Annotated in this window: 9 protein-coding genes; 4 read left to right on the top strand and 5 right to left on the bottom strand. The window is 41.0% G+C overall.

The features are described 5' to 3' along the window. Window positions 1-46: 46 nt before the first annotated feature. The 4 genes from CEX98_RS05160 to CEX98_RS05150 form a co-directional block, all read right to left on the bottom strand. A complete protein-coding gene (locus tag CEX98_RS05160; protein ID WP_099641048.1) occupies window positions 47-991 on the bottom strand; it encodes a methionyl-tRNA formyltransferase in 945 nt (314 codons plus the stop codon). Between the two features lie 10 nt (window positions 992-1,001). Continuing rightward, complete coding sequence (locus CEX98_RS05155; RefSeq protein ID WP_197707195.1) at window positions 1,002-1,835, bottom strand: hypothetical protein; 834 nt, start codon at window positions 1,833-1,835, stop codon at window positions 1,002-1,004. Between the two features lie 29 nt (window positions 1,836-1,864). Further along, the gene (locus CEX98_RS23045) at window positions 1,865-2,239 is read right to left on the bottom strand and encodes a hypothetical protein (RefSeq protein ID WP_197707194.1); all 375 of its coding nucleotides are present in this window, start codon (window positions 2,237-2,239) and stop codon (window positions 1,865-1,867) included. A 96-nt stretch (window positions 2,240-2,335) separates the two neighbouring features. Beyond that, window positions 2,336-3,064, bottom strand: coding sequence for a hypothetical protein (locus CEX98_RS05150; protein WP_143484324.1), 729 nt, complete (start codon window positions 3,062-3,064; stop codon window positions 2,336-2,338). 268 nt (window positions 3,065-3,332) lie between these two features. Between CEX98_RS05150 and CEX98_RS05140 the strand changes: the two genes are divergently transcribed. The 3 genes from CEX98_RS05140 to CEX98_RS05130 are packed head-to-tail and all read left to right on the top strand — an operon-like array spanning window position 3,333 to window position 8,316. After that, window positions 3,333-7,199, top strand: a complete 3,867-nt coding sequence (locus tag CEX98_RS05140) for a TOMM system kinase/cyclase fusion protein (RefSeq protein ID WP_099641045.1) — start codon at window positions 3,333-3,335, stop codon at window positions 7,197-7,199. After that, complete coding sequence (locus CEX98_RS05135; RefSeq protein ID WP_099641044.1) at window positions 7,189-7,845, top strand: hypothetical protein; 657 nt, start codon at window positions 7,189-7,191, stop codon at window positions 7,843-7,845. The genes CEX98_RS05140 and CEX98_RS05135 overlap by 11 nt, the downstream gene beginning before the upstream one ends. Window positions 7,846-7,854: 9 nt before the next feature. Continuing rightward, entirely contained in the window at window positions 7,855-8,316 is a 462-nt protein-coding gene (locus CEX98_RS05130; RefSeq protein ID WP_099641043.1) for a hypothetical protein, read from the top strand. A 272-nt stretch (window positions 8,317-8,588) separates the two neighbouring features. Here CEX98_RS05130 and CEX98_RS05125 read toward each other — a convergent pair whose 3' ends face one another. Next, window positions 8,589-10,766: an OsmC domain/YcaO domain-containing protein gene (locus tag CEX98_RS05125; protein ID WP_099641042.1), complete on the bottom strand. Its 2,178-nt coding sequence runs from the start codon at window positions 10,764-10,766 to the stop codon at window positions 8,589-8,591. 445 nt (window positions 10,767-11,211) lie between these two features. On the opposite strand from CEX98_RS05125, the gene CEX98_RS05115 reads away from it, so the two are divergent. Continuing rightward, window positions 11,212-12,120: a phytanoyl-CoA dioxygenase family protein gene (locus CEX98_RS05115; RefSeq protein ID WP_099641040.1), complete on the top strand. Its 909-nt coding sequence runs from the start codon at window positions 11,212-11,214 to the stop codon at window positions 12,118-12,120. Window positions 12,121-12,125: the final 5 nt, after the last annotated feature.

Below are 12,125 nucleotides of genomic sequence, written 5' to 3'. Positions count from 1 at the left end.
CAGTTAAATAGTTTTTCTATCTATAATCAAAGTATTCTTTTTACTATCAGAAATTGGAGACCTCCATTCCAGGCTCTAACCCAAACAATATCGCAAAACGATACCCGTCAAATATGCCCTGTTCAGTTAAAACAGAATCTAAACGTACCGCCCCATCTATAGTTTTAACTAATAAACCGTTGGTTCTTTCAAGTTCAACCACAGTTCCAGAGCGCACACCAACCAAATCACAATCTACTCTAGTTGCCTGCATAAGCTGTATTAGACCATCTCGAAACTTGAATCGCGCGCCCCCTAGCTCAGCGTTTGCTGCACGAGCAAGGTTAACGATTTGTGTACTGGTATGTTGTTGAAAGTCGATAATCAGATCTTCAATTTTAACGTGTCTAGCGTAATGTATTTTTTGAAGCACTTCGCCTTGAGGCTGTTCACACCAGTTTAAAGACCCCACAACTTCTTGTTGAACAAACTGCTCCAATAAAGCGGGAACCATTTGTGCGACTTTTTGATGTAAACACTGTGAAGTATCAAATGGGTGGACGGGTATATCTAAATCCGCACCTATTGCACCACAATCTAACTCCTCAGTGACCTTATGCAAGGTTAGACGAACAGTTTCGGCTCCCTCTTTAAGCTGCCAAAAAAGCGGCATGGGACCGCGGAATTCAGGCAAAGCACTGGGGTGGATGTTGACAATATCATTGTCAAAATAGCGAATCACTTCAGACCGAATTTTGTGTCGAAATAGATACACCAAACCCCGGTTTGCTCCAAGCCTGTCCAAATCTGAAATCAATTGACTATCAGACTCTTCCCGATATTGAAGCGTAGGTATTTGATGATGGCGTAAAAACTGTTTCAACTGGTCAAGATCAGGATTCGCTTCCGCCTCAACTAAAACAACACACGCCAGCGCTTCACGTTGCAATAGGTATTGAACAGCTAGCAAACATAGGCAGCTTCCGCTAAATAACGCAAATTTAGATTTCATCAATGAATTCCTATACTTTAACGGGTACAAATCCCGGCAACCCACTCAGTTGGTAGTAAAACTGTACGGTATCACCACCTGATGCAACAAAATGTGTGTGCTCTACTTCTTTTGGTTTGGCATCAACGTAAAATGTCATATCAGGTCGAGGGTGAGTGATCCCAGAGTCGTATTGCCCCACTCCTTCTGCTGCAAACGTCTCAACATCTGCATAAATCGCTAAAATTCTTTTGCCCATATCCGCTACATCTTTTGGTATGGTGATCAGGTTACCTGCTACTACTTTAATACCATCGGCCAATTCCAATTCTTGCATATTAAGAAGAGATGATTTGTCGATTAGCAACAACTCTCCAAGCTCGATACGGTCATTCAAAGCCACTGCTTTTACATGTTCAGAGTGGCTGTAGTCCGCCTCTTTCCATTGCTGATTAAACTCGGTTTCGCCGTCAACCATCATGCCCTTGATGGAGATACGCTTTGGCACCATCCAGCCATCAAGTGAAAGGTGCTTGACCAAGTGTTTAGCTATACTTAATTGGCCTTCTTTTGTAAAACCGTGCTGCATCGCTTCGAGCACCAGTAAATCAACTGGAGAATCAGGGATATATTGAGTTGCATCAGCTTGTTCTATATGCTCGATATACTCTTCTAATGCCAGATCTTCGACCAATTGCTGCAAAGACAACACAGCACCTGGATGCGCATCGATTAAACTGACTTTAATTTGGTCACCGGTAAAAACACCTTGCTCTTTGTAATAACTGAGTAGCGGTAATAATAGCGGGGCAAAAGGCCCACATGCAGGATAAAGCAAAGAGATCTTTGCTTTGTTTTTAAGCATCCCACGGATTGCTTGATCAACACCGCGCGCTACCCTTTGATACGATAAACATCTTTAATCGTATGTTTACAGTTGTGAGGAGACATGATTAAACCAGTCGGTGAAATGTACTGCTTGGTCAGCAGTTCTTGACTTAACTTAGCTTGTGCCATGGATTGAACTGCACAGTCATACATAGTTTCGAAGGCGTTAACTAACTCTAGGTGCGCGACTTTTGTGTCTGCCAACACTAAACTAATGGCGTCAACAAAACTCTTCTGTAACACGGCTTTTCGCTCGCTCGTGGTAAGCTGAGCCTTTAGCATTGACTCGAGTTGCGTTCTGATTGAATGCTTTAATAAATCATCGATTTGCGGATCAGCGAAGTCGAGTTTGGACTCTTCAGAAAACAGCTGCTTTTCCATAGAATGTTGCACTCCTAAATCCTTAGTATTAGTTCTCATGTAAAAAGGAGGTATAAATCACTAACTCACCTTCTAATTAATGAGTTTAGTTCAGTTTTAGTTCAGCGCTAGCAATTTATTGGTTTTTTTATCTAACACCCAACGTCTATCTCCAAGCTTTCCACCTGTTAGTGTAATATCTTGATAACCATCGATATTATTAAACTTTCTCTTTATCACACGACTACCACCATACGAGTATGAAAAAGCGCCATTATTGTCGAAGACCTTAACGCGATTGCCGCTTGCATCAACTACGTGTAGTCGGCTTCGGTCATCTACCGTAATACTCTTAGGGCCATTCAATTGTGATTCTAGCTCGTACCCAAATTCACCGAGGGTTGCCAGTTGTCGGCCATAAAAATCAACAACAGCTATCTGATGACTTCCCGGGGTGAGCAAATATATCTGCTGTAGATTGAAATCTATGGCGAAATCTTTGACATCTTTTATCCCTTTGGGTAACTCAATATCTGTCATCCCTTGCCCTGACAAACTAAATACACGAATAACAGTCGTTAGTTCAAAGTAAACATAAATTCCCGACTCATACTTTCGAATGATCTTAGCTTTTCTGGACACCTTAACTTTTTCTCCTGTCGGACTCTCCATACTCATTATTGGTGACTTGATGTTAAGCGTACTCAGCACGTTTGGATTTAACCTAGTGACTTGCGCATTTTGGATTGTAAAATCAAGGGGTTGCTCAGATGCGAAACAACTAAACGGCATAAAGGAAGTTGCAGTAATTGCTGTTCCCAAAGATAAGAAAGTCCTACGTTTCAAGAGGTTAGCCTTTATTATTATTTTATTATATAAGATTATGCCAGAAATATGGAGAATAGGAAATTACATTATATTACAGCACCTTGTAATAGAGATTTAACCTATAGCGCGTGCTCTTGCAATACAGTCCGATTAACCTACCTACTAAATGTGCAAAATAGCAGCAGTTAAGTTTTGTTTTTTTGAACAATCAAAATCTTTAAGCTAGACAAGTATTTACATTCCAATTAACCTATATCATTAACATAATATAAGAAATAGTAATCATATGTCTCTGACACAATTTTCGGATAGCCATATTGTCGATACTTTTGAATCTGACAAATACCAACTACTTGAAAAAATTGGAGAAGGTGGGTTCGGTAAAGTGTTTAAAGCACGCCAACTGAACACTGGTCAAATCGTTGCACTGAAATTCTTGGCGATAGAACCACAATTAGAAGCGACAAAAAAGCAGAGATATGCAGAGCGTTTCAATCGCGAAACCCTACTTTGCAGCCAATTAAACCATCCGAATATCGTACGATTGTTAGATAAAGGGCAATTAAATGAAAATTTAATGTTTGGAGTATTTGAGTATGTTGAAGGCCAAACACTTAGAGACTATTTGAGCCAAAATGGGGCGATTGATTCTGTCTATGCAACAGACATCATGTTGCAAGTGTTAGACGCGCTTATTCATGCACACCAACAAGGTATTATTCACCGAGATATCAAACCAACCAATATCATGCTCAGCCAGTCGGGTGCCAAAACCTATGCCAAAATACTCGATTTTGGTATTGGTACTTTAGCCCAAGAAAGCCGCCAGCATGATTTTGAAACCATCACACTCACCCAAGAAACGCTAGGGACACCGTCATATAGCGCACCTGAACAGTTGCGTGGTGAGCCTGCCTCAGAAAAGTCCGATCTGTATGTTTGGGGTTTAGTATTTTTGGAGTGCTTAACCGGTGTGCCAGCGGTAACAGGTACGAGTGTCGCTTCTATTTACCATAAGCAATTAAGTGATGTACATATTCCAATTCCAAGTGCGCTGTTGGGGCACCCACTGGCAGGGTTACTTAGGCGAGTACTGAATAAAAGCGCACTAGAGCGTGTCATCACTGCCACCGAAGCCTTTTCTGAACTTGCCCGTATGAACGTGTCAAATCTAGTCGGCGTGCTAACCGACGTCAAGGCGCAACATGGGTATGATGAAACCACGGTAATGATCCGTGACGATGATCCAAATCATCGCGCGATTCAAGAATACACGGCACTTACCGAACGAAAACAACTCACGGTGTTAGCGGTTAGATTAAGTGTTAAAGCACTCGACAACAACGAAAAAGACTTAGATGTCATCGACACCGTTTATAAGTCCCAGCGCAACCACTTTATAGACATAGCGACTCGTTATGGTGCATATCACGTTGGCAATTTAGCCGATACCAGTTTGTTTTACTTTGGCTATCCAGTTAGCAGTGATAACGACGCTAGGTTATCTGCCCGTACTGCGCTCGAAATGATAAGCGAACTTGCTAAACGTAACGCGCTAATGCAAGAAGCCCACAGAGTGTCGCTTAACGCACATATTGGTATTCATACTGGTGTGTTTATTACTTATGCCAATGCAGTTCCTGAAGGACACCATGCAAATATTGCCGCTGCGCTTTCCCGTGAAGCGGGCGAAAGGCAAATATTGTGTAGCGCAGAATGTCGCTCGCTTCTTGATCCATTCTCAGAATTTAACCTATATGGTCAATTACAGATCGGCCCATTATTCGAATTAACTTCCGTCTATAACTTACAAGGCGAACGTCGTGTTGAAGCATTTGGCTTTATGCGAGGAACCAAGAACCATCACGAGCTCATTGGCCGACATGCAGAACTTGAACAGACACTTTCGCTGCTCAACGGTGAAACAGCTGACACAACCCGTATCGCCCACATTCATGGGGAAGCTGGTATAGGTAAATCTAGGTTATTACAAGAAATTCGAGTTAATGCTCCCGAATATCAGCATTTAGTTGCCCAATGTTTACCTGAACACCAGAACAATGCTCTGTACCCAATACTTACATTGATCCGCTATCTTTTTAATACCGAGCAACTCGACTCACACTCAGCGCGAAATATATTTAACTATGTGCTGTCGAGCCAAGTTTGTGAGCAGGAAATAGAACAAGTGCTTCCGGTGCTGCTCGTGTGGCTTAATATACCGCTCAGTGATGACATGCAGCCCTCGGCATTAGCACCGGATGTACAAAAGCAGATGCTATTTAAGGGACTCGGTGCTCTTCTGCTCTCTAATCGTCATGGGATCAATAAGTTTAAGCTCTACATTATCGAAGACATTCATTGGGCTGATAGCACCACATTAGAGTTTTTGCATCACTTTGCCAGCCTATTAGGGTCTGGAAATGTACTACTTAGCACCTCAAGACAAGATGTACCAAGTCAACTACAAGATCTTACCTTAGTAGATGTATGCCTGAAAAAGCTAGCTGAAAAAGCCACTGAAGATTTTATTATTAACTTGTTTGATGGTAGGCAAGTTTCTGAGCAAGTGCTAAAAGTACTGACTGGTCGCACAGACGGTATTCCGCTATTTATTGAAGAGCTTGTTAATATGCTAAAACAAAAAGCACTAGTAGGCGATAAAGGCGGGGTTATCGACTTTTTATCGCCAGAGAAACTTGACCAAGTACCTACTAGCTTAAGGGAATCCCTACAACAAAAGCTTGATAACCTTAGTCACGCCAAAGAAACAGCGCAACTGGCAGCAACAATTGGCCGCGAGTTTGAATACGCTTTACTAGTAGCTACGTCTTCGTTGAGCGAAAGCCAAATTCAAAATGACTTAAATGAGTTGATAGCAAATGAGCTCGTTGTGCACCAACGTCGCGTTGATAACGATAGCTATATCTTCAAGCACGCTTTAGTAAGGGATGCCGCTTACAATTCATTGGCAAAAAAAGATCAAGTTCAGAATCACGCTCATATCGCCGAAAAAATCATTGCCTTGTATGACGCCGATGAATATATATCCGAGCTTTACAACCATTATAGTTCATCTGAACAATATGTTCGGAGCGCCGAATATGGGTATAAAATTGCCCAGTCATATTCAAGTATCGGCTCTTACAAACTCGCTTATGAATTGCTGCAGAGATGTAACGTAAAAGTTTCTCAAAGAGATATTGAGGCTAACTTTTTACTATTTATAAAAATCAACTGTCTTAAAATCAGTTGTCTTGTTGCACTTGAAGGTTCTGGTAGCGCTGAAATATTGTCATTATCTTCTTATAATCAAGCACTTTTAGCTAATGTTAATGAGGGGGCGATACCCAATGAGCTAACTCATTACATCCACCACATTAACTGGTCAATAATGACTTACTACCATATGACCTCTAATCGGGAAAAAGCATTGAGCCTAGCTTTATCTGAGGAAAATAATGCAAACATCCTAAACTATTCAGATGACCAAAAACTAGTCTCGTATGTTCAGGTTGCAAACTGTTACCTGCTTGATGGCAAAATAAAAGAGTGCGAGCAATTTATCAACAAAGCGCTCGCTATTTTTCAGTACGATGGTGGTCACTTTGTCGACCAGTCACCGCTTGAGTATGGTTTTTCAAGCAAAACCTTTCTCTATATGATAAAGGCTGCGCAAGAAGCTGCCACTAATAATTCTATGGCAAAGACATCAATAGAAATAGCAATAGCTATCAGTAAAAATGCTCAAAGCCCAATTAGTGAACTCATGTCGCTTGGTTACGGTGCAATCTGTGGATATTTATTAAGTGATAAATGCTTTATTTCAAACTGTACTGAGCAAATGTCGGCATTACTTGGTAAGCACCCTGACTTGGCCCATTTTTCCATGTACCTAGATATACCACATGCTTTTATTTCTCAAGATGAAGAAAGCCTAGAAAAGGCTATCAAGGTGTTATTAGACACAGGACAAACTCAATGGTTGAGTCTATACATGTGTATGTATGTGGATATTTTAGCTAACCGTAACAAGCGAATAAAAGCGAAAGAGATTTTAAATAAGGCATTAACTTGGTGTCGTGAGTCTAATGAAAAAGTGATGCAAGGAAAGTTAAACTGCTTTGAACAGGAGTTAAATCATGAAGCATAGCTATGCAAAGAACGGTTATATACATATTAAAAACTTCTTTAATGACGATGAATTCGATGAATTAAAAGTAATCGCAAAGAATATCATTAAAGAGAGTGAGGGCTTAAGTTATAACATTGAAGAATTAGCTAAACTGCATGAAGTTGATAATGCTAAATTTAATTCCTACAGCCCAAGAGGATATAAATCCAACGACCTGTTAAACTATATAGAAGATAAAACAAAAACTAAAATAGATCATATTATTAGAGAGATCTATCGTGATGACTACATAATAGAAAAAGATGCAACCCTATTAGCTTGGTACCCAGAGAGTCTGATCAAGGGCTTTACGGGCTTTCATCAGGATGGTCCAGAACAAGAAATCCCCCACGGCTACCCTCATTGCTGGCTTCCTATCACCGAAGAGCGAGCCTGCAACTTTGAACTGATCCCTAATACTCATGAACTTGGTAATTTTCCTCATAGCCATATGGGCCACTTTATAAAAGTGAAAACAAGTATCGTTGAAAGATATATTGAAAACAAACAGTCTCTACTAGTAGAGCCAAAAGACTTATTTATTTTTAATACACGACTTATGCACTGTCTAACCATAAACCACACAAACTCAATAGCTTGGTCTATTGAATTCATTCTCAGATAAGGAAAAAAGATGAGTAACTTACTTAAACTTCTTAGTGAAATTACGAGCAATAAAGCAATGTTAAATAGCTTTATTAACAATGAAAATGTACTTTTCAAAGCGTTTAACATCAGTGAGCAAACACAAGATGCTTTTAGAAAAAGTGATGACGGCCAATCTCTTTTGGCTGCAATCAAACTTGAGCTTGATGCTCATGCTGCTCCATCAAAAGTCGTTGTAAACCCTGATCACCACAGCCCAGCTCCAGTTTTACACCTACTAGATGCCCTAGTACAAAACGAAGCGCTGAGAAGTGTATTTGTATCAAACGAAAATGGTATTCGTGATGGCGCGGCAAAAGCGTATGGCGTAAGCGATGAACAAGCAAATACGATTGCTTCACTAATTGAGAAAAAAGACGGCTACGAAAATGCGCTTGAGTCGGTCCTTGCTGATATCAAAGAAGAAATTGTAAAGCTTAAGACTAAGTAATCAGAACTCGGTATAACAACTTACTCTCTAGGAGCTGTTATACCCTACTACGGCGTTAAATTTGCATTCATTAGGCTGGCTACTGACGCACTAATTTGCTTTTTATTAAGCAATAGCTTCTAGCTAGAGTGATAATACAATTTTGAGCTTATGCATTTTAGTTGATTAATTAACTTTTTATTTATCCCATGCTCAGGTTAAATAATTAAGAAAGGGCCTATATTAGGCCCTATTTTCACTTCAAAACAGTATTTACTACTTGTAGAAGCTTTCTAAGCCAACTTTCCTCGTGCCGCATGAAGCTTCTTATAACTCTCAATTAAGCGCAAGTGCTTATCTAGACCTTCTAACTTCATGTTTGTCGGTGTTAGACCATAGAATTTTACATCACCATTAATTGAACCAATAACCGCATCCATCACGTCTTTAGAGAACATGCGGGTAAAGTTATGAATGTAATCTTCAATTTCTAGTTCCTCATCCAACGCGACTTCAAGTGTGGCATGCATCGCTTGGTAGAATAAGCCTCGCTCAACAGTATTGTCGTTAAACTGCAAGAAGGTTTCAACCAAATCAATAGCCGCTTCAATATCGCCAAGCGCTAGATAGATTAAAATCTTAAGCTCTAAGATCGTGAGCTGGCCCCACACCGTATTTTCGTCAAACTCAACGCCAATAAGAGTAATAATATCGATATAGTTATCCAGTTGGCTGTCTTCCAAACGTTCAACCAGACTTGCTAATGCTTCATCGTCTAGAGCATGGATATTGAGAATATCTTCGCGATATTGCAATGCTTTATTAGTGTTATCCCAAATAAGATCTTCCGCAGGGTACACTTCGGAGAAACCCGGAACTAAAATACGACACGCGATCCCTAAATCCGTAAACTCTGCAATATAGGCCTCTTTACCTAATGCTTCGAGAATACCAAATAGCTTATCGCATTCTTCTTCATTGGTGCCAGTGAAGTCCCACTCCACAAATTCATAGTCATGCTTCGCACTGAAGAAACGCCATGAGATAACGCCGGTAGAATCGATAAAGTGTTCAACAAAGTTCTCAGGTTCAGAAACAGCCATGCTATTGAACGTTGGCTTTGGCACATCGTTTAAGCCTTCAAAACTGCGGCCTTGTAACAGTTCAGTTAGACTGCGCTCTAATGCTACTTCAAAACTTGGATGTGCACCAAAAGAGGCAAACACACCACCCGTTTTAGGGTTCATTAAGGTTACACACATCACTGGGAACTGGCCGCCAAGCGAGGCATCTTTCACCACAACAGGGAACCCCTGCGCTTCAAGCCCCTTAATCCCCTCAACAATACCTGGATATTTTGCAAGTACAGACTCAGGTACGTCAGGGAGCACGATTTCTTGTTCGATGATTTGCTTTTTCACCGCGCGTTCAAAGATCTCAGATAAACACTGTACTTTCGCTTCAAACAGGTTATTGCCTGCACTCATTCCATTGCTTAGGAATAAGTTCTCTATTAGGTTTGATGGAAAATACACTGTTTCGCCGTCTGAATGACGAGTGTATGGAATAGAGCAAATACCGCGTGCTGTGTTACCAGAATTTGTATCAACAAGATGAGAGCCACGTAGCTCACCTTCTGGGTCATAAATTGCACGAGTGTAATCGTCTAAAATTTCGTTAGGCAGCGCATCATCAGCACCTGGTTTAAACCATTTCTCGTTCGGGTAATGTACAAACTCAGCGTTAGCAATTTCTTCGCCAAAGAATTGGTCGTTGTAAAAGAAGTTGCAGTTTAAACGTTCAATAAACTCGCCAAGTGCAGAGCAAAGCGCACTCTCTTTGGTTGCCCCTTTACCATTAGTGAAACACATTGGTGAGGCAGCGTCACGAATATGCAATGACCAAACATGTGGTACAATATTGCGCCATGACGCCACTTCAATCTTCATGCCTAAATCCGACAAGATTTTTGTCATGTTCGCGATAGTTTGTTCAAGCGGAAGGTCTTTACCTAGAATAAAAGTGCTATCGCTTTCATCGGTATCAACCATCAACATCGCCTGAGCATCATCTTCAATGCTTTCAACCGCTTCGACCTGGAATTCAGGCCCAGTTTGGATAACCTTTTTTACAGTACAGCGGTCAATTGAGCGCAAAATACCTTGGCGGTCTTTTTCAGAAATGCTTTCTGGTAACTCAACCTGAATTTTAAAAATTTGGTTATAGCGGTTTTCAGGATCAACAATGTTGTTTTGTGCCACACGAATTCCATCAGTTGGAATGTCACGCGCATTACAATACACCTTTACAAAGTAAGCAGCACAAAGCGCTGAAGAAGCGAGAAAGTAGTCGAATGGGCTTGGCGCTGAGCCATCGCCTTTATAGCGAATTGGCTGGTCCGCAATAACAGAAAAGTCGTCAAATCTGGCATCAATTCTGAGATTGTCGAGGTAATTTACTTTGATTTCCATTGGAAGGTTCCGGTGTGTTGCAATCGAAAACGCTAATTGTACTTGAGGATGCAAAGCCGTGCCAATGGAAGTTTATGTTTATTTGGATTGATCTGGCATAAACAAAAGTCATTTCATACCATGTAACTAGCCGTAATTGCTCTACACTTTGTTTTACGACATGATGAAACACTTTGCAGCGGCTACCTTTTTAACCTAATACTTGACAAACTTAAGAGAACAAACCCATTTAGCTAAGTTAAGTAATCTACTTTGGGACGAAAAAACCTTGTTCATAGCCAGACAAAAGCTTTGCTGTTTAGTTGTTCTAAATAAAAAATTTTTAACACAGTTAGCGTCGGATTTAGGCCCTTTAATTAGGCAAGTAGTAAGACTGGATAGTATAAACACTGCAAACCACAATTGTGATTCCAGACCAGTAATTCAATGACTAGGATGTACACTGATGACAATAGTGAACAACAGCAAACTCGACTTTTACAATAACAATGGTTTTGTCTTATTTGAACAGACCTTACCCACCCCCCTGCTTAAACAACTAAGGCAGCTATCCGATACACTGGAGGATAAAGCTAAAAAAGCGCAACAAGCGGGTGAAATAGCTAACCAATATTATTTATCAACTGAATCTGGGGAGCCGAGACTCTTTCGCTATAATGATTTGCTCTTTGAAGCGCCTGAGTTAATCGTTGAGTTACTGGCTACACCTGCGATGTTAGCCATCTGCGAGCACCTTTGCGGTATTGGCTGTGTGCCCATGCAATGTGATTTAGTGTATAAGTATCCGCATCCGCACCCTCATATCGCATGGCACCAAGGAGCCCCCCATCCACGGAATTACGCTTATTTAAACGTAGGTATTTACCTAGATGATGCCAATATTGATGACGGTTGCTTGCGCTATCTGCCTGATTCACAGCATGAACTGGTAGATATTTACGCCCTTTCCAATGAATATGGCTGGAATATTCCCGGAGTCGTGCAACAGCCAGCCAAGGCGGGCGATATATTAGTTCAAGATATGATGATTTTACACAGTTCAGAGCCTAAGCGAAGTGAAGGTTCACGAAAAACAATTTATGTAGAACTTAGGCCCCTTGCAGGTATTGAGGAGAGTCAAGCGCAAAGTAACGACTGGGCAGAGCTCAGAAAACAGTGGATGGCCCATATTATCCAAGCAGCAAAACCAGAAGATGTGCCACAGGGTTGGCTAGAATTTTACGGCGAGCCAGACTGTGACTTAAACTCGCTCGTTGCGCGCATCAAGCAACGATGGGAGCCACCAATCCCTGCTGTTTGGTCAAACCAAAACGTTGATCATCCAGATTACCCAACACCCGCAGATCTGCGTTGATCCCG

It is taken from the genome of Pseudoalteromonas piscicida (assembly GCF_002744175.1).
Lineage (GTDB): Bacteria > Pseudomonadota > Gammaproteobacteria > Enterobacterales > Alteromonadaceae > Pseudoalteromonas > Pseudoalteromonas piscicida_B.
The sequence above is the reverse complement of the archived record's forward strand: the minus strand, read 5'-3'. Positions and strand labels throughout refer to the sequence as shown.

What these genes read in the sequence shown, in the direction of transcription:
- CEX98_RS05160 (WP_099641048.1), bottom strand. Translation starts at nt 991, where the DNA reads ATGAAATCTAAATTTGCGTTATTTAGCGGAAGCTGCCTATGTTTGCTA.
- CEX98_RS05155 (WP_197707195.1), bottom strand. Translation starts at nt 1,835, where the DNA reads ATGCTTAAAAACAAAGCAAAGATCTCTTTGCTTTATCCTGCATGTGGG.
- CEX98_RS23045 (WP_197707194.1), bottom strand. Translation starts at nt 2,239, where the DNA reads ATGGAAAAGCAGCTGTTTTCTGAAGAGTCCAAACTCGACTTCGCTGAT.
- CEX98_RS05140 (WP_099641045.1), top strand. Translation starts at nt 3,333, where the DNA reads ATGTCTCTGACACAATTTTCGGATAGCCATATTGTCGATACTTTTGAA.
- CEX98_RS05135 (WP_099641044.1), top strand. Translation starts at nt 7,189, where the DNA reads ATGAAGCATAGCTATGCAAAGAACGGTTATATACATATTAAAAACTTC.
- CEX98_RS05130 (WP_099641043.1), top strand. Translation starts at nt 7,855, where the DNA reads ATGAGTAACTTACTTAAACTTCTTAGTGAAATTACGAGCAATAAAGCA.
- CEX98_RS05125 (WP_099641042.1), bottom strand. Translation starts at nt 10,766, where the DNA reads ATGGAAATCAAAGTAAATTACCTCGACAATCTCAGAATTGATGCCAGA.
- CEX98_RS05115 (WP_099641040.1), top strand. Translation starts at nt 11,212, where the DNA reads ATGACAATAGTGAACAACAGCAAACTCGACTTTTACAATAACAATGGT.